The sequence below is a fragment of the Magnetospirillum molischianum DSM 120 genome, assembly GCF_000294655.1.
Taxonomy (GTDB): domain Bacteria; phylum Pseudomonadota; class Alphaproteobacteria; order Rhodospirillales; family Magnetospirillaceae; genus Phaeospirillum; species Phaeospirillum molischianum.
Window position 1 is genome coordinate 177,678 of sequence record NZ_CAHP01000021.1, and the last position, 23,030, is coordinate 200,707.

The 23,030-nt window shown below is 63.0% G+C and carries 23 protein-coding genes; 7 read left to right on the top strand and 16 right to left on the bottom strand.

The window, feature by feature from the left end:
* The first annotated feature begins 103 nt into the window (after window positions 1-103).
* From PHAMO_RS09900 to PHAMO_RS09910, 3 genes are all read left to right on the top strand, one after another.
* Window positions 104-1,873: a patatin-like phospholipase domain-containing protein gene (locus PHAMO_RS09900; RefSeq protein WP_002728933.1), complete on the top strand. Its 1,770-nt coding sequence runs from the start codon at window positions 104-106 to the stop codon at window positions 1,871-1,873.
* A gap of 73 nt (window positions 1,874-1,946) precedes the next feature.
* Window positions 1,947-2,492 carry a NifU family protein gene (locus PHAMO_RS09905; protein ID WP_002728935.1) on the top strand — a complete coding sequence of 182 codons (546 nt, stop codon included), beginning with the start codon at window positions 1,947-1,949 and terminating at the stop codon, window positions 2,490-2,492.
* A gap of 162 nt (window positions 2,493-2,654) precedes the next feature.
* The gene (locus PHAMO_RS09910) at window positions 2,655-3,602 is read left to right on the top strand and encodes a glucosaminidase domain-containing protein (RefSeq protein WP_002728941.1); all 948 of its coding nucleotides are present in this window, start codon (window positions 2,655-2,657) and stop codon (window positions 3,600-3,602) included.
* A gap of 80 nt (window positions 3,603-3,682) precedes the next feature.
* On the opposite strand, the gene dapB is transcribed toward PHAMO_RS09910, so the two are convergent.
* The 3 genes from dapB to PHAMO_RS09925 all read right to left on the bottom strand — a co-directional run bounded on the left by dapB (window position 3,683) and on the right by PHAMO_RS09925 (window position 6,200).
* Window positions 3,683-4,480 (bottom strand): 4-hydroxy-tetrahydrodipicolinate reductase, encoded by a 798-nt coding sequence (gene dapB, locus PHAMO_RS09915; RefSeq protein WP_002728943.1) that lies wholly within the window; start codon window positions 4,478-4,480, stop codon window positions 3,683-3,685.
* A gap of 92 nt (window positions 4,481-4,572) precedes the next feature.
* Window positions 4,573-5,442 carry a prephenate dehydratase gene (locus PHAMO_RS09920; RefSeq protein WP_040566636.1) on the bottom strand — a complete coding sequence of 290 codons (870 nt, stop codon included), beginning with the start codon at window positions 5,440-5,442 and terminating at the stop codon, window positions 4,573-4,575.
* Window positions 5,443-5,453: 11 nt separating this feature from the next.
* Window positions 5,454-6,200 (bottom strand): 3-deoxy-manno-octulosonate cytidylyltransferase, encoded by a 747-nt coding sequence (locus tag PHAMO_RS09925; RefSeq protein ID WP_002728947.1) that lies wholly within the window; start codon window positions 6,198-6,200, stop codon window positions 5,454-5,456.
* Window positions 6,201-6,330: 130 nt separating this feature from the next.
* On the opposite strand from PHAMO_RS09925, the gene PHAMO_RS09930 reads away from it, so the two are divergent.
* Both PHAMO_RS09930 and PHAMO_RS09935 read left to right on the top strand, forming a co-directional pair.
* On the top strand, window positions 6,331-7,023 hold the full coding sequence (locus PHAMO_RS09930) for an EI24 domain-containing protein (protein WP_002728949.1): 693 nt from the start codon (window positions 6,331-6,333) through the stop codon (window positions 7,021-7,023).
* On the top strand, window positions 7,020-7,436 hold the full coding sequence (locus PHAMO_RS09935) for a hypothetical protein (protein ID WP_002728951.1): 417 nt from the start codon (window positions 7,020-7,022) through the stop codon (window positions 7,434-7,436). The genes PHAMO_RS09930 and PHAMO_RS09935 overlap by 4 nt, the downstream gene beginning before the upstream one ends.
* 65 nt (window positions 7,437-7,501) lie before the next feature.
* Here PHAMO_RS09935 and PHAMO_RS09940 read toward each other — a convergent pair whose 3' ends face one another.
* On the bottom strand, window positions 7,502-8,017 hold the full coding sequence (locus PHAMO_RS09940) for a mismatch-specific DNA-glycosylase (RefSeq protein WP_002728953.1): 516 nt from the start codon (window positions 8,015-8,017) through the stop codon (window positions 7,502-7,504).
* Between the two features lie 126 nt (window positions 8,018-8,143).
* Here PHAMO_RS09940 and secB point away from each other — a divergent pair, with 126 nt between their 5' ends.
* Entirely contained in the window at window positions 8,144-8,608 is a 465-nt protein-coding gene (gene secB, locus PHAMO_RS09945) for a protein-export chaperone SecB (protein ID WP_002728955.1), read from the top strand.
* An 83-nt stretch (window positions 8,609-8,691) separates the two neighbouring features.
* Here secB and dnaQ read toward each other — a convergent pair whose 3' ends face one another.
* The 8 genes from dnaQ to nadA all read right to left on the bottom strand — a co-directional run bounded on the left by dnaQ (window position 8,692) and on the right by nadA (window position 16,889).
* Window positions 8,692-9,381, bottom strand: a complete 690-nt coding sequence (gene dnaQ / locus PHAMO_RS09950) for a DNA polymerase III subunit epsilon (RefSeq protein WP_002728957.1) — start codon at window positions 9,379-9,381, stop codon at window positions 8,692-8,694.
* 37 nt (window positions 9,382-9,418) lie between these two features.
* Window positions 9,419-10,699, bottom strand: a complete 1,281-nt coding sequence (locus PHAMO_RS09955) for a DUF2336 domain-containing protein (protein WP_002728960.1) — start codon at window positions 10,697-10,699, stop codon at window positions 9,419-9,421.
* A complete protein-coding gene (locus tag PHAMO_RS09960; RefSeq protein ID WP_002728962.1) occupies window positions 10,684-12,390 on the bottom strand; it encodes a sensor domain-containing diguanylate cyclase in 1,707 nt (568 codons plus the stop codon). The genes PHAMO_RS09955 and PHAMO_RS09960 overlap by 16 nt, the downstream gene beginning before the upstream one ends.
* A 210-nt stretch (window positions 12,391-12,600) precedes the next feature.
* Window positions 12,601-13,002 carry a hypothetical protein gene (locus tag PHAMO_RS09965; protein ID WP_155801666.1) on the bottom strand — a complete coding sequence of 134 codons (402 nt, stop codon included), beginning with the start codon at window positions 13,000-13,002 and terminating at the stop codon, window positions 12,601-12,603.
* An 11-nt stretch (window positions 13,003-13,013) separates the two neighbouring features.
* Window positions 13,014-13,400, bottom strand: coding sequence for a cyclic nucleotide-binding domain-containing protein (locus PHAMO_RS09970; protein ID WP_002728966.1), 387 nt, complete (start codon window positions 13,398-13,400; stop codon window positions 13,014-13,016).
* Between the two features lie 4 nt (window positions 13,401-13,404).
* The gene (gene nadB, locus PHAMO_RS09975; RefSeq protein ID WP_002728969.1) at window positions 13,405-15,027 is read right to left on the bottom strand and encodes an L-aspartate oxidase; all 1,623 of its coding nucleotides are present in this window, start codon (window positions 15,025-15,027) and stop codon (window positions 13,405-13,407) included.
* 1 nt (window position 15,028) lies between these two features.
* Entirely contained in the window at window positions 15,029-15,880 is an 852-nt protein-coding gene (gene nadC / locus PHAMO_RS09980; protein ID WP_002728970.1) for a carboxylating nicotinate-nucleotide diphosphorylase, read from the bottom strand.
* Window positions 15,870-16,889, bottom strand: a complete 1,020-nt coding sequence (gene nadA, locus PHAMO_RS09985) for a quinolinate synthase NadA (RefSeq protein WP_002728971.1) — start codon at window positions 16,887-16,889, stop codon at window positions 15,870-15,872. The genes nadC and nadA overlap by 11 nt, the downstream gene beginning before the upstream one ends.
* Before the next feature lie 184 nt (window positions 16,890-17,073).
* Between nadA and PHAMO_RS09990 the strand changes: the two genes are divergently transcribed.
* Window positions 17,074-17,484, top strand: a complete 411-nt coding sequence (locus PHAMO_RS09990; protein ID WP_235720826.1) for a response regulator — start codon at window positions 17,074-17,076, stop codon at window positions 17,482-17,484.
* Between the two features lie 44 nt (window positions 17,485-17,528).
* On the opposite strand, the gene recN is transcribed toward PHAMO_RS09990, so the two are convergent.
* From recN to glpX, 4 genes are all read right to left on the bottom strand, one after another.
* Window positions 17,529-19,199 carry a DNA repair protein RecN gene (recN, locus tag PHAMO_RS09995; protein ID WP_002728973.1) on the bottom strand — a complete coding sequence of 557 codons (1,671 nt, stop codon included), beginning with the start codon at window positions 19,197-19,199 and terminating at the stop codon, window positions 17,529-17,531.
* Between the two features lie 4 nt (window positions 19,200-19,203).
* Window positions 19,204-20,130 (bottom strand): outer membrane protein assembly factor BamD, encoded by a 927-nt coding sequence (locus PHAMO_RS10000; protein ID WP_002728974.1) that lies wholly within the window; start codon window positions 20,128-20,130, stop codon window positions 19,204-19,206.
* 89 nt (window positions 20,131-20,219) lie between these two features.
* The gene (gene recJ / locus PHAMO_RS10005) at window positions 20,220-21,989 is read right to left on the bottom strand and encodes a single-stranded-DNA-specific exonuclease RecJ (RefSeq protein WP_002728976.1); all 1,770 of its coding nucleotides are present in this window, start codon (window positions 21,987-21,989) and stop codon (window positions 20,220-20,222) included.
* Complete coding sequence (gene glpX, locus PHAMO_RS10010; RefSeq protein ID WP_002728977.1) at window positions 21,986-22,978, bottom strand: class II fructose-bisphosphatase; 993 nt, start codon at window positions 22,976-22,978, stop codon at window positions 21,986-21,988. The genes recJ and glpX overlap by 4 nt, the downstream gene beginning before the upstream one ends.
* Window positions 22,979-23,030 lie beyond the last annotated feature (52 nt).

Below are 23,030 nucleotides of genomic sequence, written 5' to 3' on the forward strand. Positions count from 1 at the left end.
GCCCCCCCTTCTTTGGTCCTGCCCGAGTTGAAATAGTGGAAATACAAACTGTCTGGGCGCAATAATCAGTCATTTCACGCCTTTTTGGTTGTGGGGGTGGCGAATGAGCGCTTTCAAAGAATGCGACATCATTATGAAGGGGGGGATCACTTCGGGAATGGTCTATCCCAAGGCGATCAAAACCCTCAGTGAGTCTTATATTTTCCGCTGTATCGGCGGTACATCGGCGGGGGCTGTCGTCGCGGTGGTGACGGCGGCGGCGGAATATGGGCGGCACAGTGGGGGATATCAGCGGCTTGATGACGTTACCGCCGCTCTCAGAACCAACCTGATCGACCTGTTCCAACCCGACCCCCGTGCCCGTCGCTTGTTCGATGTGTTCAAAGCGGTCCTCGACAAAAAATACGGAACAATGTTGCTGCGGATTGCCTTGCTCGGTCTGCCTTGGACCGTCCTTGGCATTGCTCTGGGGTTGATCCCGCCCGTGCTGATCGGCGGGATCGGAGCTTGGTTGATGGGGTTGGTTGGGGCCTTCTTCCTCGGAATTGTGTTCGCGATAGTGGCGACGGTGGTGACGTTACGCCGTCTGTTGCCACAGCTCGATTACGGTCTCTGCCCTGGATCGCGGGTCGAAAGCCGCGAAAAACCAGCATTTCCGCCGCTATCCGATTGGTTGACCGATGCGATTGATACGATTGCCGGGCTGGACAAGACAAAGCGTGGCCCGTTGCTGATCCGCGATCTGAAAGTCGGGGGACCGGGGGGACTGAACGGCGATTTGCTTCATCCGGCAATTGACTTGCGCACGGTGACGACGAATCTCAACATGCGTCGCCCGTATACGTTGCCGAACATGGGCGACCGTAATTACTATTTCAAGGCGAGTGAATTCCGCCGTCTCTTCCCCCAGCGGGTTGTCGATCAGATGGTTTCAGCCAGTCTTGATGGCGATGATGGGCAGCGAAGCGATGGCGGCGAGATTCTGATCCCCTTCCCGCGTGCCGATGATCTTCCGGTCGTGGTGACGGCACGGATGAGTCTGAGCTTTCCCTTTTTAATAGCGGCAGTGCCGCTCTACCGGATCGATCATACAATCCCGTCCAAGCCGATCCAGCGACTGCTGTTCAGCGATGGCGGATTATCGAGCAACTTCCCCATCCATTTCTTCGATTCTTTGTTCCCGACTCGTCCTACCTTTGGGATCAGCCTGGACGAATTCAGCGAATACAAACCGACCCGCCGGGTTTATCTGCCGATGCCTGCCCGCGACGGACAGGAAATATCGATGGGGCAAATTCCAGGAGTGGCCGCTTTCGTCATGGCATTGGTGAATGCGGCGAAGGATTGGCAGGACCAACTGCGCACAGTTCTTCCCGGATACCGCGAGCGGGTTGCTCATGTCTTTTTGAAAAGCGACGAGGGCGGACTCAATCTCAACATGCCGCCTGAGCGGATCGATACGTTGTTGGATCTCGGCGAGCGGGCGGGCCACCTGATGGCAGCCTCATCTGCAACCGAAAGGGGTATTGCGAGTACCACCACCCAGGACAAGGATCGTTACCCGTTCGATTTCGACGATCATCGTTGGCGCCGCTTCCTCACGGCTTATATGACTTTGGAGGAAGCCCTGTTGGAGGCCAGCGCCAGTTGGGGCGAAGACGATGCCGAGGGAACCTTCCGACACTTCATCAAGGACTACCTGAAAGATCCCGCATCCTACGGTGGATCGAGTCTGGCCAACCGTCAGAAGGTGTTCGATCGGGTCGATGCCCTGATGACGCTGGTGCGGGGGTGGAATCCGCCTTTGCGCGATCCCAAAAACCGGCTGTCACCGAAACCGGACGGGCTGTTGCGGATCACGCCCCGGTACTGATCCGGCTTGACTTGACTTGGCGCGCTTCAGGGACCATCTACAAACAATTCACGCTCGACCGCGAAGGATCACCATGTTCATCCAGACCGAACCGACCCCCAATCCCTCCACTCTGAAGTTTTTGCCCGGTACTGACGTGATGCCGAGCGGAACCGCCGATTTCAAGACCGCCGAATCCGCCGTGGCCTCGCCCCTGGCCTCGCGCCTGTTCGCTATCGACGGTATTGCCGGCGTGTTCCTGGCCGCTGATTTCATCTCGGTCGCCAAAGCTGAAGACGCCGAGTGGCAGGTGATCAAGCCCCAGGTTCTGGCCGCCATCATGGAACATTTTTCGTCGGGTCAGCCGGTGGTCGAAGGTTTGGCCGATGCCGCCGAGGCCAGCGAGGACGATGCTCTGGTCACTCAGATCAAGGAATTGATCGAGACTCGGGTGCGTCCGGCGGTGGCTCAGGATGGCGGCGACATTACCTTCCGTGGTTTCCGTGATGGTATTGTCTACCTTCACCTGCAAGGTGCTTGCTCGGGCTGCCCCAGCGCCAGCGCCACTCTGAAGCACGGCATCGAGAACATGCTTAAGTATTATGTCCCAGAGGTGCAGGCGGTCCAGGCCGTCGCCTAGCAATTGCCACTTTTCCAAGTTTTTCTGCGGGCTCCGGTCTCTCCAGACCGGGGCCTGTTTTGCGTCTGGAACCCTCGTCCGTTTGGTTAGGTTGCACTTTTATAAACACGCCGCTAATATACACCTTAATATTGCACTGCAACATGAGGGGGCGCCGCCGGCATGGCCACCGGTTCATTCGGTTCAAAATTGTTTTCAATTCTCTGTCTTACCGTCGTGATCGGCGGAACCGTTGGGATGTATGCCACGGTTTTGCAGGGGTCACGGCCTCCGGTAGATGTTGCCATCCGTCCGGCTGCACCGATCGCCGAGGTGCCGGTTGGGTTGAGCGGCGAGGATGTCGCCAGCGCCATACGGCTTGATCGCGCCTTCCGCCGGATGGGCTATCAACTTGATGCGATTCGGGTTGGCACCGCCGAGGTGCCGCCGCTGTTTCTGGCGCAGGTTCCCCACGACATCGACAACATGCCCGATCCCGATAGCCGTAAGGCTCTGTTCCTGCGGGTGATGCTGCCGCTGGTGCTGGCGGCCAACGAAGAGATCGCCGAGGATCGTGGACGTCTTCAAGCCCTGCTCGCCCGTAAAGCCGCCCGCCAGTCCCTGACTCATCGGGACCATACCTGGCTGAAGGCGCTTGCCGAGCGCTATGAGGTCGAGGACGGCGATATGGCCCGCCTGTTGGCGCGAGTCGATGTGGTGCCGCCGTCGCTGGCTCTGGCCCAAGCCGCCGAGGAAACCGGCTGGGGCACGTCGCGGCTGGTCCGCCGCAGCCGCAACCTGTTCGGTCACACCACCGACGTTGCTATCGACGAAACAGGAATGCGTCAGTTCGGATCGTTGCAGGACGCGGTACGGGCCTATCTTCTCAATCTCAACACCCATCGCGCCTATGACGGTCTCCGCCGCGCCCGGCTGAAAGCCCGCTCGAAAGGGCGTCAGCCCGATGGGCATCAATTGGCGGACGCTTTGCGCGCCTATTCCGAACGCGGCGAGGCCTATGTCGGCACGATCCGTTCGCTGATTCGCAAGAACGATCTGGTCGCGCTCGATAACGCTCGGTTGGGTCGGGTGTTGCCGGTGCGGCTTGCTTCGGCGGGGTTCGTTCAGTAGCAAAAGCGATGGCGGGCGAGGTTTGACCTCACCCGCCACATCAGCCTTTATGATTTTGCCCGGTGAGGGGCATCGAGGCTTTAAAGCCCGAGCACGTCGCGCATCGTATAAAGGCCAGGGGTCCGTCCCTGCGCCCATAACGCGGCGCGGACGGCTCCACGGGCAAAGATTGCCCGGCTCGACGCCTTGTGAGTCAGCTCGACCCGCTCACCCTCGGCGGCAAAAATCACGCTGTGATCGCCGACAACATCGCCGCCGCGCAGAGTGGCAAAGCCGATTTCACCCCGTGGCCGCGCTCCGGTATGGCCGTCACGGCTTTTGCACCAAACCTGATCGAGCGCAACCGCGCGTCCGGCGGCGGCGGCGCGACCCAGACCTAACGCGGTGCCGCTGGGGGCATCGACTTTGTGGCGGTGGTGCATTTCGACGATCTCGATGTCGAAGTCCTCGCCCAGGACTTGAGCGGCGCGCTCTGTCAGCGCGGTCAGCAGCGTGACGCCGACACTGTAATTCGGCGCGTGGACAATGACGGTGCGCCGGGCAGCGGCGGCCAAAGCCTGTTCGTCCTCGGGGGTCAGGCCGGTGGTGCCGACGACGAGAATCTTGCCGCGTTCGGCAGCCATGGCGGCGTGCGCCACTGTTGCCGCCGGAGCGGTGAAGTCGATCAGGGCATCCGAGGCGTCGAAGAGAGCGGCGATATCGTCGGTGGCGGCGAGGTCCAGCGCCTCGCGTCCGATCAACGTGCCAAGGTCGCGTCCGATAATCGGGGCACCGCTTCGCTCGGACCCGCCGGACAGGTCACAGCCATCGGTGTTTAAAACCGATTCCATCAGCATCCGACCCATCCGCCCGGCACAGCCGCAGATCCCGATCTTCATGTCATCCTCGTCGTAAAAAGCCCTGCGGATAGGGTTATCCTGAATACAAGGCACCGTTGCATCGTTTAATCTGCCACCAAAAAGAGTATAGTTTATTCGAACGAAAACCGCTTGTGAATGCGGAACGGATGCTGGGGATAGACGCCGAGGATACGGACTTCGTGGCTGAAGAAATCCAGTTCTTCGAGGGCGAGACGCAGGCCGTGGGAGGCAGGATGGCCTTCAACATCGGCATAGAACTGAGTGGCGACAAATTCGCCGCCAACCATATAGCTTTCCAGCCGGGTCATATTGATGCCGTTGGTGGCGAACCCGCCCAGCGCCTTGTACAGAGCGGCGGCAACGTTCCTGACCCGGAACACAAACGTGGTGACGCAGGGTAGATTAGGATTGGGTTCGCGCGCCTCGCGGGCTAGCACCACGAAGCGGGTGGTGTTGTGCTCGGCATCCTCGATATGAGCGCGCAGCGAAACCAGACCGTGGATTTCGGCGGCCAATTCCGAGGCGATAGCGGCAAAGGACGGGTCCTTGCGGGCGGCGACCTCGGCGGCGGCACCGGCTGTATCGGCCCCGACGATCGCGGTCAGGCCCAGTTCGCGGACCAGATTGCGGCATTGTCCCAGGGCGTGGACATGGCTTTTGACGGTTCGGACATCGGCGATTGTCGCACCGGGCACGCCTAAAAGGTGGTGGCTGATCCGTTCGTAATGCTCGGCGATGATGTGCAGACCGGCATAGGGAATCAGGTGATGGACGTCAGCGACTCGCCCGGCCAGCGAGTTCTCGATTGGGATCATCGCATAGCGGGCTCGGCCCTCGCGGACGGCGGCGAAGGCGTCCTCGAAGGTCCGGCAAGGGAATGGCTCCATTCCCGGATAGGCATTGCGGCAGGACAAATGAGAATAGGCGCCAAGCTCGCCTTGAAAGGCGATGGCGTTACCGGGATCAGGAGAGTCGTTCATCATGACCGCTTTCAGGAGCGCGCGGCGAGCAGGAGACGAGCCCGCTCAAGATCGGCGGGAGTATCGACACCAAGGGGAACCGTGTCAACCAAGGCGGCATCGATTCTCATGCCATTTTCGAGGGCGCGAAGTTGTTCAAGCTTCTCCCGCCGTTCGAGAACGCCCGGAGGCAATGCAACGAAGCGGGCCAGCGCTTCGCGGCGATAGGCATAGATCCCGAGATGGTGGTATAGCGGTCCATCGTTGGCGGGGACGCTGGCGCGGCTGAAATAGAGCGCGCGGCCGATCGTCTGGCCCGGTGCGAGTCCGACCACCGCCTTGACGACGTTGGGATCGGTGCGTTCCTCGGGGCGGGTGATCTCGACCACCAAGGTCGCGAGATCGACCTGAGGCTCGGCCAACGGCGCCAGCACCGCACCGACCAGCGCCGGGTCGAGCGTGGGCAGGTCGCCCTGGAGATTGACGATGGATTGATGTCGGCCATTGGGGTCAAAGCGCTGCACCGCTTCCCATGCCCGATCCGAACCGGACGGGTGATCGGGATTGGTCAGCACCGCCTCGCCGCCATGGGCGCGGACGGCCTCGGCGATTTCCGGTTCGCCCGCCGCGACCAGCACTGGTCCCAGGCCAGCCTCGACCGCCCGCCGCCAGACGTGAACGATCATCGGCTCGCCATGAATGTCGGCCAGCGGCTTGCCCGGAAGTCGGGTGGCATGCAGGCGGGCGGGAATCACGATCAGTGGAACGGAATCGGTCATGGCGAAAGTCCGAGTGGCGGGAGCGATAGGGCAGACCATACCCTCACCGGATCGGCTTTGCGACAAGCTTGGCCGGGTGAGATGATCATGATTGAATTGCATTTCGATCCCAACCGAAAGGCCCTTTGCCGTGATTTCTGCACTGTTTAAGGCTTTCGCTCAGTTGAGCGATCCCCGCATGAGGCGGGTGCTGCGCATCGGCATCCTGTCCGCGCTGGCCTGTTGGGCCACGCTGGCCGTGATTGCTTCGGTGGTGGTGACGCACACCCACTTTTTCGACGTATCCTGGGCCGACACCAGTGCCGGCCTGGCTCTCGGCGCGGTGGGCGTGATCGTGCCGGTGCTGTTCTTCTCGGCGTTGGCGACCTTCGTGATGAGCTTTTTTCTCGAAGATATCGCTGAAGTGGTCGAATCTCGCCATTATCCAGATCTTGGACCGTCGCGGCGGCCGCACTGGCGCGAGATTCTGGCCTCCTCGACCCGCTTCCTGGTGGTGATGGTCGCGGTCACGATGCTGGCGGCTCCGGTCTATCTTGCCCTGCTGTTTTTTGGGCTGGGGCTGATCCTGAACTATCTGGTCAACGGTTATCTTCTTGGCCGTGAATATTTTGAATTGGTGGCCAGCCGCCGTCTGACTCCCGATCAGGTCCGCGCCCAGCTTCACTTCAATTTCACCCGGCTGTGGCTGTGTGGCGCGGTCATCAATTTCCTGTTCCAGATTCCGCTGCTTAATCTGGCGGCTCCTGTGCTCGGCACCGCTTTCATGGTTCATATCGTCCAGTCGTTGCCTCCGGCTCCGCCGCCGGAACAGGTGCCGGCATGAGCCCATTTCGCGTTGCCGCGCTGGGAGGGATGGCTTTGCTGCTATCCGCCTGCGCCGGCGGGCCATTGAGTTCTCCCGGTGATGGAGGCGACGGTCTGCTGGACCGTTCCTGGGCCGTGCCGGGAAGCGGAGCCGCCGGTCGCCCGGCGGCAACCGCGTTGGATGAATTGAAGGGACTCACCTCGGCCGATGTCGAGCGGCGGTTCGGCCCGCCCTCCTTCCGCCGCGCCGATGCGCCCGCTGAAATGTGGCAGTACCGGACCCGGACCTGCTCGCTGGACCTGTTTCTGTACCGCGAACAGAACAAAGGCATAACGGTGTCGCATGCCGCCGTGCGTGGTCCGTCCGGCGCTGCGGTCGGCGAAACCGATTGCCTGAAAGCGGTTCAGTCCGCCCGCGTCGGGCAGAATTAGAGTTTAAATCTGTCCAGCCGCCTTGCGGCGGATGCCCGCGCCCGGCGAGGGACATTGATAAACACCTAGCAATGATCCGACCGGGATATCCGCAGGGCGCGGACCCGGTCGGCAAGGTCGCGCCAGGGGCCGATATCGAAATAGCCCCGTGCCCGTCCCGAGGTCGAGGGGACGACCGCCAGCGGAATGCCGTCCAAGGTCTCGGCCTGCGGGCCGTAGGAAATAGTTTTCTTCCCGAAATAAGTCGCGGCGGCGTATTTGCTGTCAAAGGCGATCAGACCGGGGCGGAATCTGCGCATTTTGGCGGCAAAGGATGGGACATCAAAGCCAGAGCGGCTGAGATCGGAATCGGCTCCCCATTCGATTTTGTTGAGGTCGGTCAGACCGATGCCGAACTGAACCAGGACCGGATAGTGCTCGGGCGCAAGTTGATGCGGAGTCAACCCGACCGCGTGCAGCGTTTTCCAGAAGATGTTGCCGGGATGGGCGTAATAAGCCCCGGCCTCCTTCGAGGCCCGGCTGGGGGCGGTGCCGCACAGAACGAGGGCGAGGCCCTCTTCAAGCAAATCCGGGATAATCATCGCGGCCGATTGGGACAGAATAGAGACAGTGTAGCATGACGCGGCGGCTCGTGTTGTACCGGAGCGCGATCCGTGCTACCCGGACGGAGCCGGTTGCGTAGGCCCGACATCCAGCAGGAGAAGCAGATGACCGATTCCCAGACCCCGACGGAGAATGCTCCGGCGCTGAAGATTCACGGCCAGTATATTAAGGATCTTTCGTTCGAAATTCCGAATGCGCCCAAGGTGTTCCTTGAGATGCAGGGCGAGGCTCCGGAAATTCCGATCCATGTCGATGTCAGTGCCGCCGGTGTCGGGCAGGATCTCTATGAAGTCGTTCTGCGTCTGCGCATCGAGGCGCGGGTCAGCACTCAGCCGCTGTTCATTGTCGAACTCGATTATGCTGGGTTGTTCGCGCTGAACCTGCCCGAGGACCAGATCGGCCCCTACCTGCTGATCGAATGCCCCCGCCTGCTGTTCCCCTTCGCCCGTGCCATCATTGCCGATGTGACCCGCGATGGCGGCTTCCCGCCGCTGGTGCTCCAGCCGCTCGATTTCGTCGCGCTCTATCGCACCCGTCTCGAAGAACAGGCCGTCGCCGGTAACGCCTGATCTTCCTCTGTCGCGCCCTTCTTTTGGGAAGGGCGCGAGTCTTTCAAGAAGCGGGGTCAAAAGGCCATTGGCTCTTGATCCGCTTATTCTTCGGCGCTGTTGCGTCCCCAGATCGCGTTCTTCAGCTTCCCGACGAAGGCGGCGTGGGCCTCGGCTTCGGCCTCGGTGGCCGCATGAGGTCGCGCCGGGCGAGAGGTCCGCACGACCGGCGTGGCACGGGATGCCCCTTGCCGATCCAGGGTTCCTAATTCCAGGCCGGGCTGACGTCCGCCAATTAATTGTAGATAGACTTCGGCCAGCAATTCAGAGTCGAGCAGAGCGCCGTGCTGGGTGCGGTGGGTGTTGTCGATGCCAAAGCGACGGCACAGCGCATCGAGGTTGGCCTGGGCGCCGGGAAAGCGCTTGCGCGCCATCGCCACCGTGTCGAGTGACCGCGCCATCGGCAAAGTCGGTCGCCCGATTCGTGCCAGTTCGGCGTTGATGAAGCGCATATCGAACTCGGCGTTGTGAATCACCAGCGTCGAATCGGCGATGAAGTCGAGGAACGCATCTACGACGTCCGAAAACAGCGGTTTGTCGGACAGAAACGCCGCCGACAGGCCGTGCACCTTGAAGGCTTCCTCCGGCATGTCACGCTCGGGATTGACATAGCGGTGGAACACCTCGCCGGTTGGCAGGTGATTCACCAGCTCGACACAGCCGATTTCGACTAGGCGGTGGCCGGAAAGAGGGTCGAAGCCGGTTGTTTCGGTATCGAGAACGATCTCGCGCATAGATTGGGCGCTCCTGGGGGGCGTCGGGACGGGAACCCTACTCGGGGGTGTCGAAAAATTCGAGCTGCCACTCCATCTCCCGCGTGGTCAGTGGGAAATCGCCGTCGGCAGGGGCGATCACCCGCGAGGGCGGCAGGCGCAACAGGCGGGTCTGGAGCTGTAACGAGAACCCTGAAGACAGGCCCGCTTTCCAGGTTATCGCGATGATTCCCTTGGCGCTTTGGGTATCGACGACCTTGGCCACGCTTTTGGCGGACATGCCTGCCAGCAGGGTCACGGCTGCGGTGACGAAGGCAAGATCGCCCGAGGCCAACGCGGTGTCGATGGTTGTTTCGGTCAAGTGTCCGCCGTCCATCAAGGCGCGGGCGCGGGCTTCAGCCTCGCTCAGGTCGGCGGCGCGGCGGTTGGACGCCGTGGCCTCGGGCGAATGGGCGGTTTCGCCGATCCGCTTCTCCACCATGAGCGCGACCAGCGCGGTGGTTTCAGGGTCAAGGTCGTCGCGGTCGGCCAGCGTGCGCAGCAGGTCAGCGGCGACAAAGCGGGCCAGACGGTGGGCGACCCGTGTCGGAATCCTGGGGCGCTCGACGAACGGGCGGTGCCACGCCTCGATGTCGGCGGCGCGGTGGACCAACTGGTCCAGCGTTTCTTCGCGAATTTGGGCCAGTGGATTGCCGAGCAGCACGGCAATGGCATCAACATCGTCGGTGGCGGCGATGGCGTCGCAGACCTGGGTGTTGATCCCGGCGCGGCGTGAAATCGCCGTCAAGGCTCCGGGGATCGGGTCGGTACCGATAATCTCCAGCAGATCCTCGTCGGTCAGGACCGGCGAAAAGCGCAGGATCGGGCCAGAGACGACCAATTCGGCATCGCGGGCCAGTCTGCGGATCACGTCGGGCGGGGCGTTGGCGACATCCTTCAGTGCCTGAGAGAGGATCTGACGAATGCGGGGAATCTGATCGCGGGCGATGATTTCCAGCGCCTCATAGGTCAGGCGGTGCAGTCGGTCCTGATCGTGCGCGGACAGGCCGGGGGCTAGCCGGGCAATCTTGGTGGCCAGATCACCGCGTACCTCGTCATCGCGGTCGGCCGCCAGAAGCAGATTGGCCTGAGGCGGCGCGGAATCGTTGGCGGCGACCGACCGCCGGACCGCAGGATCGGTATCCCCGGCCAGGAAATAGAGAATTTCAGGTCGGATATCGCCTCGCCGGGCCAGATCGGCGCGAACTTGACTATTGGGATGAGCAGCCAGATCCTTGGCCCGGTCATAATCGATCGGCTTCTTGCCGCCGCTGAACAGGCGTTTCAGGAATCCCGCCACGATGCTTCACTCTCCTCGGCCGGAAGCGCGGCGGGCGATGGCGGAGCCAGTCGCCACGCGCCTTTGCCGCCGCGCTTGACCTCGTACATCGCCTTGTCGGCGCGGGCGATCAGCGTTTCAATCGTTTCCGCTTCGCCGCCGGAATGGACCGCGACCCCCAGGGAAAATAGCAGCGGCTTGTCCGGGCTGCCGGAGAAGCAGGCCAACTGAGCCCCCGCCGTCAGCAATTCCTCGCAGCGGCGCACCGCGATCTTTTCCTCGGTGGCTTCCAGCCAGATGGCGAATTCATCGCCGCCCAGGCGGGCGATCAGGTCGGTTGGTCGGGTATACTGGATCATCAGATCGCGTACCGCCAACAAGGCGCGGTCTCCGGTCTGGTGGCCGTGGACATCGTTGACGGCCTTGAAATTGTCGAGATCGACGTAGATTAGGGCCGCAGGGCGACCTTCGCGCAACAGACGCTGGAAGCGGCGGGCGATTTCCTCAAAAAAAGCGCGACGGTTGAACAATCCGGTCAGTCCGTCGGTACGCGACAGCTTTAGAACCCGTTCGTGATTGGCGATCTGTTCGGCGGCCAGACCGACTTGATTGGCAACATCGTCGATCAACAAACGGTCGTCGTCGCCCCAGGTGGCGCGTTCCGGCGTCCGCCACAGCAGAACCGCGCCATTAACCGAATGGCGATAGCGGCACACTGTCGCCAGGACGCGCCAGGATTTGTGATCGCCATCGAAATGATCTGAATCGGCCAGCGAGTCGAGCACGACCTGCTCCGCGCCCGCCTCGCCGAACGTGGCAGCCAGCGAAAAGCTGCCATCCTCTGGCCTAAGGCGGAAGATCTGGCACCCCGAAGCCCCCAGCGCTCGGGCGGTGGCCTCGGCGGCGGCTTGCAACATCCCGCCTGGTTCGACTTCATCGCGAATCGTGCGGACGATATAGCTGAGGAGCCGTTCGCGGGCGTTGGCGCGGGACAAAGCGGCGTCGCGAAGCCGTTCTTGGGTGACGTCGCGGCAAACACCGCGGGTGCCGCGCCACTCGCCCCTGTCGCCGCGCAACGGCATCGCCGAGATCACCACGCAGACTTGCGCGCCGTCGCTTTGGCGCATCCACACCTCGACATCCTCGATCGGCCCGTTGGCCTCGAACGGATTGGTCTCAGCATTGGAACTGTCCTGGACCACGAATTCAGCCGGGCGGCGGCCGATCAGTTCGTCGGCGGCATGGCCCAGCGCCCCTTTCGGGCTGACGAAGACAAAGCGTCCGTCCTGCCCGATTTCCCAGGCAAAGTCGCTGGAGATCTCAACCAGATCCTTGTAGCGCTGACGGGATTCGACCAGGGCGGCGCGGAGGTTACGTTCCAGCGTGACGTCACGCCCGATCAGAACCGACAGCCCGTCCTCGGCTGGCAGGGCGACCAGATCGAACACCAGCGAGCCACCGCCCGGCAAAGGCAGGCATTCCAGTGAGGTGGTGCCCGGCATAGAGAGCAGATCGTTCAGGCAGGCGATTCGATTTTGGGTGATAGCGGCGGCCAAACCTTCGCCGCGTCCATTGCTGGCGATTACCGCTCCACTGGAATCGAGCACAACCGCCGGTCCGGGAAACGCGGAAAGCCCATCCACTCCCAGGGACAAAGCGATCCGTTCCCCGTGTGACGATCCGCCGCGTGTTCTGTGGTCGCGTGCCGTCATGTCAGATAATCCAGGATAATCCCCGACAGACTCAATGCATACCATAGGTAAGGCTTGGAAACGACCCTCTTGGCTATCGCTTTGCAGTCGTTTCCCATTACCAAATCCTTTGGCTCAACATGGTCGCATTATTTTCCCGAATATGGATTGTCCCTTGAGCTTAATTTTCGGTGAAGCGGACCCGTCGCCGTGGATGTGGTGACACCGAATCTAGCGGAACAACATTTTCGAAATCAGAACATCGCGGGTCAATTCACTTCCCGGCTCCTTGCGGGCGATTTCAAGCGCTAGCGATTTAACCATTGGTGCCGGGTTGCCCTGGGCATATTCCTCAAAAGGAATGACGTTGAAGGCCATCCGCATCTTGTCTGAAAGGTGCTTTTCCGAGAACTTGGCTTCTTCGGAGACCTGTAGAATCAGGTCGATCGACGACATATGGTATTGACCGGCCTTGTCGTAAAGTTCCAGCGCCATGGTGGGAAGACGGACATACTTGTCGCCTTTGGCCGGAATCGGCAGGCGGTCGTTCTTTTTTTCCTTTTTCTCCTCGGCGAGGGCGGCCAGGGGAGCCAGGGCGGCTAAGGCGGTCAGGACGAACGTGCGGCGGCGCATCGGCATTCCCTTCACGGCTTTTTATCGTACTGAGCGAGGAGAAGAGCGGCCTCGGCCAATTCGGCTCCCATCGCGCGAATATTGCCGAGGAGGGCGTTGACGATCACTTTGACCCCCTTGGGGGCAAGGTCGAGTTGTCCGGCCAGTCGGTCCTTGGGGATCAGAACGCAGGTGGTTTCCGTCACCGCCTCGGCTGTTGCCATGCGGGGCTGATCGTCGATCAACGCCATTTCGCCGAAAATGCCAGAGCGCCCAACCTCGCCGATTTCGATCTCGCGGCCGTCTCGGGTTTTGTAGATCCTCACTTTGCCGATTTCGACGACAAAAGCGGTGGTCCCGACGTCACCCTCGGCGAAAATCACCGTACCGGGGGCGAAAACGATGCGGCGCGGGGCCATCGTTCTAGCTCACCCGACGGACGGCGAAGGTCTTGGGGACCAGGATGGTGTTTTGCGGTGGTGCCACGGTGTCGAGGGTGGGGTAGTCGATGGTGTAGTGCAGTCCCCGACTTTCGCGCCGCGCCAAGGCCGAGCGGATGATCAGGTCGGCGACCATGGCAAGGTTGCGCAGTTCGAGCAAATCGCTGGTGACGCGGAAGCTGCCGTAATAATCGCCGATCTCGTTCAGCAGCAGCTTGACCCGGTGACGAGCCCGCTCCAGCCGCTTGGTCGAGCGGACGATACCAACATAGTCCCACATGAAGCGGCGCAATTCGTCCCAATTATGGGCGACCACCACTTCTTCGTCGGAATCGGTGACCCAGGTTTCGTCCCATGGGGCCAGCGGGGGCAGTTCGGCGATGGAATCAAGCCGGGTGGCGATATCGCGGGCGGCGGCGGCTCCGATCACCAGACATTCCAGCAGCGAGTTCGAGGCCATCCGGTTGGCCCCGTGGAGGCCGGTGCAGGCCACTTCACCCACCGCGTACAGGTTATCGACGTCGGTGTGGCCGGACAGGTCGGTCATCACGCCGCCGCAGGTGTAGTGTGCCGCCGGAACCACCGGCAGCGGTTCGCGGGTCATGTCGAAACCGAATTTCAACGCCTCGGCATGAACGGTGGGGAAATGATGGGTGATGAATTCGGCCGGGCGGTGGCTGATATCGAGATAGACGCACTCGCAGCCTAGCCGCTTCATAACGTCGTCGATGGCGCGGGCAACAATGTCGCGGGGGGCCAATTCGCCGCGCGGGTCGTACTCGTCCATGAAGCGGGTACCATCGGGGCGCAGAAGCCGCCCTCCCTCCCCCCGCACCGCCTCGGTGACCAGGAACGATTTGGCACGGGGATGGTACAAACAGGTCGGATGAAACTGACTGAATTCCAGGTTGGCGACCCGGCATCCCGCCCGCCACGCCATCGCCATTCCGTCTCCGGTCGAGCCGTCGGGATTGGAGGAATAGAGATAGACCTTCGATGCGCCGCCGCTGGCCAGCAGGACGGTGCGGGCGGGAAAGCGATGAACCCGTCCGTCGCGGCGGTCGAGCGCATACGCGCCGACACAGCGGCCCTGACGACCCTGCGGCAACTTCTCGCGGATCAGATCGACGGCGTTATGATCTTCGAACAGGATCGCGCCACTGGCGCGCAGTTGGGTTTCCAGGCTGGTCTGTACCGCGAGCCCGGTGGCGTCGGCGGAATGAACGATGCGCCGATGCGAATGGCCGCCCTCGCGGGTCAGGTGAAGGTCGCCGTCCTCGCGGTCGAACACCACGCCGTTGGCGATCAGCCAGCGGATCGCTGCCGGAGCCCCCTCGACAACGGCGCGGACGGCTGGCTCGTAGCATAGCCCGCCGCCAGCCACCAGCGTGTCGCGGATGTGAGCCTCGATCGAATCGGTGGCGTCCAGCACCGCCGCGATGCCGCCCTGGGCGTATTTGGTGCTGCCTTCCGACATGTCGGTTTTGGACAACACGCCGACCCGTGCGGTCGGACGTTGCGACAGCAACCCCAGCGCTACCGACATTCCGGCTGCGCCCGAGCCGATCACCAGAAGGTCGAAGGGCGCTGTTTCCATCTCGCTCATGTCAGGTCCAATCCAGCCCAATATCCACAGCCGGCGCCGATTGAGTGATTCTTCCGACCGAAACGTAATCGACTCCGGTCGCGGCGATGGCGCCAATTGTCTCCAGCGTCACGCCGCCCGACGCTTCGGTTTTGCACCGTCCGGCCACCAGCGCGACCGCTTGGCGCAGGATATCGGGCGGCATGTTGTCGAGCAGAACGATATCAGCCCCTGCCGCGACCGCCTCCGCCACCTGTTCCAGGGTGTCGCACTCGGCCTCGACCGAGACGTTCCCGGCTTTGGCCTGTCGTACCGCCGCACCGATGCTGCCGCAGACAGCGATATGATTGTCCTTGATCAGAACGCCGTCAAACAGTCCCATCCGATGGTTGGTCGCGCCGCCGCAGCGGGTGGCGTATTTCGACAGTCGCCGCAGACCGGGAATGGTCTTGCGGGTGTCGAGCAAGGTACAACCGCTTCCCGCGATCCGTTCGGCATAGCGTGCCGCCTCGGTGGCGATGCCGGAGAGAAGTTGCAGCAGGTTGAGGGCGGTACGCTCGGCGGTCAGCAGGCCACGGGCCGGACCTTCGATCTCGGCCAATACGGTTCCGGCCGCCACCCGGTCGCCATCGGCAACGCGGGCGGTGAAGTGGGCCTCGGGCACCACCCGGCGGAACGATTCCTCGGCCACCGGCAGACCGGCGACGACCATCGCGTGCCGGGCTTGCATCACGCCCCGGAAGCGCAAATCGGCGGGGATCACCAGGGCCGATGTGATATCGGCACCGGGGCCGCCTTTGTCCGCGCCGGTATCCTCGGCCAAGGCGGCATCGATTACCCGCCGTGCGTCATCCCAATCGATTTCAGGAGGCATGGGCGTTCCCCGACATCGGCACCGAGCGGCTCATTTCCAGCATCCGTTCCAACGGCCGCAACGCCTCCAGCCGCAACGGCTCTGGCACGGTGATCGCGGGGGCGTCGTTAACGAGGCAAAGATAGATCTTCTCCAACGTGTTCAGCGCCATGAACGGACAGTTCGAGCACGAACAGCCGCCATCGGCTCCCGGCGCGGGCAGGAAAGTCTTGTGCGGGGCCGCCTTGGTCATCTGGTGGATGATGTGCTGTTCGGTGGCGATGATGAATTCGGTTCTGTCGCTGGCCAGCACATAGTCGAGGATGGCGCGGGTTGAACCGACATGATCGGCATGAAGCAGCACCGCCTCGGGGCATTCCGGGTGTGCGGCGACCAGTGCGTTGGGGTGGCGAACCTTCAGCTTGACCAACTCGCGTTCGGAAAACTGCTCATGAATGATGCAACTGCCCGGCCACAGCGTCATCTCGCGTCCCGAGATACGGGCGAGGTAGCTGCCGAGGTGGCGGTCGGGTGCGAACAGAATCGGCCGGTCGGCGGGAAGCTGGCGCAAGATCGCTTCGGCATTCGACGAGGTGACGATCACGTCGGAGAGCGCTTTGATCTCGGCCGAGCAATTGATGTAAGTGACGGCGATGTGATCGGGATGGCGTTCGCGGAAGGCTCGAAAGGCTTCGGGACGGCAGGATTCTTCCAGCGAGCAGCCTGCGTCGGCATCGGGAATCAGCACGGTCTTGGTCGGCGAAAGAATCTTCGCCACTTCGCCCATGAAGCGGACGCCGCAAAAAACGATGACATCGGCATCGGTTGCGGCGGCCTTGCGTGAGAGGTCCAGCGAATCGCCAACGAAGTCGGCTAAATCCTGGATCTCGCCATCCTGGTAATAATGAGCCAGAATGACCGCATTGCGCTCGCGTCGCAAACGGTTGATTTCGGCGACAAGATCCAGCGAAGGGTCGATGTCGCGCTCGGTTGCCGCCCCGGCGGGCGGCAGGACGATGGTGTCGGTCATAAGGACTCGGCGTCTCCCAGGGGGCGGCTCCGGCCCCGTGTGCGGTCAAGAGGGGCAAGTATAAGGACATTTACGGCCGGGTGTGCAACCCTCATGCGAATGGCCTATTGCCATAGGCATGTTTTCTCTGCCCCCCGGTTTCCCACATGATGTTCTCTGAAATCTCCAGGGGAGACCGAATAAGGTGTCTGCACTCGGAAATGAAATCGCTGACCCAGGAGTGCGCCTCGTGGTGGTGATTGAAGACGAGGCAATCGTTCTGGCCGGTTACCAGATGCTGTTTGAAAGTTGGGGCTACGTCGTGATTGCCGCTCAATCCGCCGACGAGGCATTGGGAATGCTTGAGGGCGGGGCGATACAGCCCGGCTTCATCCTGGCCGATTTTCGTCTGCGCAACGGGCAAACCGGAACCGATGCGATCGAGCGGGTCCGCCAGGCGTTCGGGCCGGATATTCCCGGTGTCGTCGTAACCGGCGATACGACGGTAACCGTTGACCGTCTGCGTCTGGCTGCCTCTGAAGGGATGCCCATCCTGCACAAGCCGGTCAATGGCCGTCAGCTTCAGGAATTGCTGACACGCTCGTTCAAATCGTAAACCGGGTGCCTTTCTCTTCCCTTCCGGCATGATTCCGCTTCGTCCTATCCGTTTGTCATCAGCGCTTCGGCGGCGGCGCGGGCCTGATCGGTGACGGTCTCTCCAGCCAGCATTCGGGCGATTTCCTCACGTCTTGCTTCGGGCGACAGGGTATCGACGCCGGTGACGGTGGTGGTGCCGGAACTGCGCTTGGCGACGCGGTAATGGTGAGCGCCACGCGCGGCGACCTGGGGCGAATGCGTTACCACCAAGACTTGCAGCTCGGCGGCGAGACGTCCCAGCCGTTCGCCCACTGCCGCCGCGACCGCGCCGCCGATTCCGGCGTCTACTTCGTCGAAAACGATGGTGGCGGTTGGCGAAATGCGGGCCAGAACCACTTTCAGGGCTAGCATGAAGCGGGCAAGTTCGCCGCCCGAGGCGATGCGGCCCAACGGTCCCGGTGGGCTGCCGGGGTTGGTGGCAACCTCGAACCCAACCGAATCCAGCCCGTCCGGTCCCCATTGCGCTTCGTCCAGCGCGGCGATGACGGTGTGAAAGGTCGCCTTGCCCAGTTTCAGGGGCGGCAGTTCGGCCGCTACCGCCTTATCGAGGGCGCGGGCAGCCTTGGTTCGAGCCTTGGACAGGGCGCGGGCGGCTTCGAGATAGGCGGTTCGAGCGGCTTCCTCGGCGCGGGCAAGCCGAGCAAGATCGCCGCCGCCGCTGTCGAGTTGCTCCAACCGATGGGTCAGGCGCTGGTGCAACGCGGACAGGTCGTCAACGGCGATGCCGTGCCGCCGTGAGGCGGCGCGCAGGGCAAAGAGCCGCTCCTCGACTTTTTCCTGCCGCCGTGGATCGAGATCGATTCCCGCCGAAACCCGTTCCAGCGCGGCGACGGCCTCGGCGGCTTCGATGGCGGCCCGGTCGAGTGCGGCGATGACCGGGTCCAGCCGCCCCTCGGCGCGGTCGGCAACCCGCTCCAGGGCGCGGCGGGCGTTGCGCAGACTGCCCTCGACGTCACCACTGCGGTTCAGCGCGGTTTGGGCCGTATTCATCGCCTCGACCAGCTTCTCGCCCTGCATCAGCAACGCGCGGCTGCGGGCCAGTTCGGCTTCCTCGCCCGGCTTGGGGTCCAGTCCGGCCAGATCCTCGACCGTGGCCCGCAGAATTTCCTCTTCGGCGCGGGCCTGGGCCAGGGCGGCTTCGGCCTCGACGCGGGCTGCGCGGGCGGTGCGCCAGCCATCCCAGGCGGCAGCCACCGCGCTTTTGCCCTTGCCCAGTCCGGCAAAGGCGTCGAGAACGCCCTGATGCGTCGAGGAATCGAGCAGACCGTGGCTTTCGAACTGGCCGTGGATTTCGACCAACTGCGTCCCGATCCGCCGCAACAGAGTTATGCTGACCGGCTGGTCGTTGACATAGGCGCGGGAACGCCCATCGGCGGTCAGAACCCGGCGCAGCAGCACCGGCCCCCCTTCGCCGCTATCGACATCCTGTTCGGCCAGCAGGGTACGGACGGGGTGATCGGGGGGGAGATCGAATTCGGCGATCACGGTGCCTTGAGTCGCGCCATGGCGGACCATCCCGGATTCGGCCCGTGCCCCCAGGGCAAGTCCAAGCGAGTCGAGCAGAATCGACTTGCCCGCGCCGGTTTCGCCGGTGAAGACCGACAATCCGTGATCAAAGCCGAGATCCAGGCGTTCGATCAGGACGATATCGCGGATGGCGAGCGAGGCCAGCATCGGTCTACCAGAACTTGGCCCAGTTGAACCAACCGCCACTGGTTCGGGCCGGATCGTCGCCGGGCGGCGGCGCTTTTTTCTTGCCGTCGGACCAGAAGTCCAGCGAATCGGTCCAGCTTGATTGCAGCAGGGTCTTCGACGGGTCGTGATCGCCGTCTACCGAGATTGCGTAGCTGTCCTGGTACCATTCCGAGCCTGGGAAATTGTGTCCCAGCACGGCGGCGGCGCGCTGGGCCTCGTTTTCAAGGCCCAGGGTGGTATAGATCTCGACCATCCGATGCAGCGCTTCGGGGACGTGGCTGGTGGTCTGGAACTGCTCGGTCACGATCTTGAAGCGGTTGAGCGCCGCCAGATATTGCCTGTTCTTCAGGTAATAGCGGCCGACCGACATCTCCTTGCCGGCCATGTGATCGCGTGACAGATCGATCTTGAGCCGGGCATCGCGGGCATAGGGGCTGGCGGGAAAACGGTCCACCACTTCCTGAAGCGTCTTCAGCGCCTGTTCGGTCATTTTCTGATCGCGGCCGACATCGGAAATCTGCTCGTAATAGCAGAGTGCTTTCAGGTAGTAAGCATAGGCGGCATCTTTGTTGCCGGGATGCAATTGGATAAAGCGATCCAGTCCGATCAGCGCTTCATCATATTTGTTGCGCTCATACAGCGCATACGATGACATCAACTGTGCCTTGGTCGCCCAGGCCGAGTAGGGATGCTGGCGTTCGACTTCCTCGAACTGCTTGGCGGCCCTCTGGTACTCGTTCTTGTCCATCAGGTCCATGGCGCCGTTGTACAGTTCCTCGACCGGCTTCTCGACGTAATCCTCTTTCTTATCGGCACAACCGGTAACGACGATCAGCAGGCCGAAGCCCATCGCCAGGGCCAGCCGATTGCGGCGGCATGCGAAACGCTGGGAAAGGACAGCAAGGCTCATGGGGGCTCGTTCGGATGCGAGGGGGAGCGGAAGAGGCCAATGGCGGCGAACTATACCATGCCGAAGCCGAGGGGGAAGAGCGGGCTTGTTCAGCGGACGATGGCCGCATCCGTTACCACAAGCTGCGCGGCATTGGCACCTTGCCAGTTATCGACGCGCAGCGTTCCGGCCAGATGGAATGACGCCCCGGCCGAGGCCAGCAGGGTCATCCCCATCTCGGAATCCGCGGCGCGGAAGGCAATCGCCTTCAGTCGCTTGCCCCCTGCCCCGCTCAGGATCAGCCGGATATGACCCGATCCCACCACGTCGGCGCGGACGATTCGGGCGCCGGTAATGGCGAATACCGGCTCGGGATTGCCGGACCCGAACGGCCCGATTTCGGCCAGGGTCTCGATCAGTTCGACCGAGGCGGCCCCGGCGTCCAACGCGCCGTCGAGATCGAGTAGAGGCACCAATTCCCCACTCAGCTGTGACTGGAGACGATCGGCGATGAAGGCGCGCAGCGCGTCCAGCTTGTCCCGCTCCAAGGTGAACCCGGCTGCCATCGCATGGCCACCACCGGCGAGCAGCAGACCGGCCTGACGCGCCGCGATGATCGCCGCTCCCAGATCGAGTCCGATGACCGAGCGGCCCGAGCCCTTGCCGGTGTCGCCATCCAGCGCGATCACGCAGGCGGGACGGCCATAGCGTTCCTTCAATCGCCCGGCGACGATGCCGATCACACCTTGATGCCACCCCTCACCGGCGGCCAGCAGCAGCGGCAGCCCGTCATCGGGACGGGTTTCGACCTGCTCGATCGCTTCGGCCAGCACTGCCGCCTCGATCTCCTGGCGGTCGCGGTTATAGCCGTCGAGCCTTCGGGCGATGTCTCCCGCCTCCAGTGTGTCGGCGGTGGTCATCAGCCGCGCTCCCAGGCCGGCTTCGCCAACTCGTCCTCCGGCATTGACCCTTGGCCCCAGCACATAGCCGAGATGATAGGCGTCGGGTCGTTCCTTAATGCCGGCGACGTCGGATAAGGCGGCCAGACCAGGATTGCTCCGCCGCCCCATTACCTTCAGCCCCTGGGCCACCAGCGCCCGATTGACACCGACAAGCGGCACGACGTCGCAGACGGTGCCCAGTGCCACCAGATCGAGCCAGCGCAGCAGGTCGGGCGCGGGCCGCGACGCGAACCAGCCCGCCTGTTTGAGGGCGCGGTTCAGCCCCACCGCCAGCAAAAAAGAGACGCCAACGGCAGCGAGGTGACGGTGTGGGCTGTCTTCGTCCAGCCGGTTGGGATTGATTACCGCCAGAGCGGGGGGCAGGCTGGATTCGGCGACGTGGTGATCGACGACGATCACCTCCTGGCCTGCGCTCGCGGCGGCTTCCAGCGCGGCAAAGGCGGTGGTGCCGCAATCGACGGTGACGACCAGCTTCGCGCCCTCGGCCTGCATCCGCGCCAGCGCCGGAGCGTTGGGGCCATAGCCCTCGACCACCCGGTCGGGGATATGGGTCAGCACCCGTGCGCCCGCCGCTTCGAGATAAAGGGTCAGAACCGCGGTCGAGGTGGCACCATCGACGTCGTAATCGCCGAAGATGCCAATCGTCTCACCCGTTTGCACCGCCTGGACCAGACGGGCCACGGCCTTATCCATGTCGCGGAGGTGGCCGGGGTCGGGCAACAGATCGCGCAGGGTGGGAGACAGGAATACCGGAGCTTCATCCAGGCCGATTCCACGCGCCGCCAGGACGCGACCGATCAGTTCGGGCAGCCCTAGGCGCTGCGACAATGCTTGGGCAACGCGATCGTCGCCGGGACGGGCTTGCCAGCGCCTCCCGGTCAGAGAGCGCTCGACGCCGAGAAAGGCGTCGGTGCTCATAACGCGAGCAGACCTCGGCTCAGGTCGTGCTGCACCGTCAGATAGCGGATCGTACCGGACAGCGAGCGCATCACCAGCGAATGGCTGATGGCTCGGTTGACCGGCAACAGGCGGGCTCCTTTCAGGACGTGGCCATCGGTGATTCCGGTCGCGGCGAACATCACCTCGCCCTTGACCATATCGTCGATGTCCCACTTGCGGCGAGAATCGGTGATGCCGACGCGCCGGGCTTGGGCGTGATCCTCCTCCGACCGCATCAACAGACGGCACTGCATCTGCCCGCCTAGGCATTTCAGACCGGCGGCGGCCAGGACGCCCTGCGCCGCACCGCCCGATCCCATATAGATGTCGATGCCGGTGTCGGGCAGTCCGGTGGCGAGCGCCCCCGAGACGTCGCCATCGTCGAACAGCATGACCCGCGCTCCGGCGACCAGAACCCGGTCGATCAGATCGACATGGCGGGGGCGGTCGAGAATGCTGACGGTCAGGTCGGCGATCTGTACGTGTCGAGCGGCGGCGATCCGGGCCAGATTTTCCTCGGGCGTGGAATCGAGGTTGATCACGCCGGGGGGCAGACCGGGGCCAACCGCCAGCTTTTCCATATAGGTGTGCTGCGGCACCTTGAGGAATGATCCTTCCTCGGTCATCGCCACCACCGACAGCGCGTTGCTGGCTCCCCGCGCACAGATCGAACGGCCTTCCAGCGCGGTCAGGACGATATCGATGTTCGGTCCCTTGCCGGTGCCGACCCGTTCGCCGGTGTGCAGCGGCTGAGTCTCGTCCTCGCCCTCGCCATTGACGATAACGCCGGTCATCGACACCCCGTTGAGGGCGCGGCGCATCGCTCCGCAAGCGGCTTCGTCGGCGGCCTTTTCATCGCCACGCCCGGTGCGGCGCGCGGCGGCCAGGGCGCTGGCTTCGGTAACCCGGACCACCTCAAGGGCGAGGTTGCGGTCCAGCGCCGGGGTGAACTGGGTGTGGACGGACATGTCGGTCGTGCTCTCCCGAAGTGTTGCCGCTCTATCGTGGATCGGCCTGCGT

Excerpts from the sequence above, each read along its gene's own strand:
- PHAMO_RS09940 (WP_002728953.1), bottom strand. The coding sequence starts at position 8,017 with ATGATTATCCCGGATTTGCTTGAAGAGGGCCTCGCCCTCGTTCTGTGC.
- recJ (WP_002728976.1), bottom strand. The coding sequence starts at position 21,989 with ATGAGCACCGACGCCTTTCTCGGCGTCGAGCGCTCTCTGACCGGGAGG.
- recN (WP_002728973.1), bottom strand. The coding sequence starts at position 19,199 with ATGCTGGCCTCGCTCGCCATCCGCGATATCGTCCTGATCGAACGCCTG.
- PHAMO_RS09960 (WP_002728962.1), bottom strand. The coding sequence starts at position 12,390 with ATGACGGCACGCGACCACAGAACACGCGGCGGATCGTCACACGGGGAA.
- PHAMO_RS10000 (WP_002728974.1), bottom strand. The coding sequence starts at position 20,130 with ATGAGCCTTGCTGTCCTTTCCCAGCGTTTCGCATGCCGCCGCAATCGG.
- PHAMO_RS09920 (WP_040566636.1), bottom strand. The coding sequence starts at position 5,442 with ATGAACGACTCTCCTGATCCCGGTAACGCCATCGCCTTTCAAGGCGAG.
- glpX (WP_002728977.1), bottom strand. The coding sequence starts at position 22,978 with ATGTCCGTCCACACCCAGTTCACCCCGGCGCTGGACCGCAACCTCGCC.
- PHAMO_RS09900 (WP_002728933.1), top strand. The coding sequence starts at position 104 with ATGAGCGCTTTCAAAGAATGCGACATCATTATGAAGGGGGGGATCACT.
- PHAMO_RS09925 (WP_002728947.1), bottom strand. The coding sequence starts at position 6,200 with ATGACCGATTCCGTTCCACTGATCGTGATTCCCGCCCGCCTGCATGCC.
- PHAMO_RS09965 (WP_155801666.1), bottom strand. The coding sequence starts at position 13,002 with ATGCGCCGCCGCACGTTCGTCCTGACCGCCTTAGCCGCCCTGGCTCCC.
- dnaQ (WP_002728957.1), bottom strand. The coding sequence starts at position 9,381 with ATGCGCGAGATCGTTCTCGATACCGAAACAACCGGCTTCGACCCTCTT.
- nadC (WP_002728970.1), bottom strand. The coding sequence starts at position 15,880 with ATGCCTCCTGAAATCGATTGGGATGACGCACGGCGGGTAATCGATGCC.
- nadB (WP_002728969.1), bottom strand. The coding sequence starts at position 15,027 with ATGAGCGAGATGGAAACAGCGCCCTTCGACCTTCTGGTGATCGGCTCG.
- PHAMO_RS09970 (WP_002728966.1), bottom strand. The coding sequence starts at position 13,400 with ATGGCCCCGCGCCGCATCGTTTTCGCCCCCGGTACGGTGATTTTCGCC.
- PHAMO_RS09905 (WP_002728935.1), top strand. The coding sequence starts at position 1,947 with ATGTTCATCCAGACCGAACCGACCCCCAATCCCTCCACTCTGAAGTTT.
- secB (WP_002728955.1), top strand. The coding sequence starts at position 8,144 with ATGACCGATTCCCAGACCCCGACGGAGAATGCTCCGGCGCTGAAGATT.
- dapB (WP_002728943.1), bottom strand. The coding sequence starts at position 4,480 with ATGAAGATCGGGATCTGCGGCTGTGCCGGGCGGATGGGTCGGATGCTG.
- PHAMO_RS09910 (WP_002728941.1), top strand. The coding sequence starts at position 2,655 with ATGGCCACCGGTTCATTCGGTTCAAAATTGTTTTCAATTCTCTGTCTT.
- PHAMO_RS09935 (WP_002728951.1), top strand. The coding sequence starts at position 7,020 with ATGAGCCCATTTCGCGTTGCCGCGCTGGGAGGGATGGCTTTGCTGCTA.
- nadA (WP_002728971.1), bottom strand. The coding sequence starts at position 16,889 with ATGACCGACACCATCGTCCTGCCGCCCGCCGGGGCGGCAACCGAGCGC.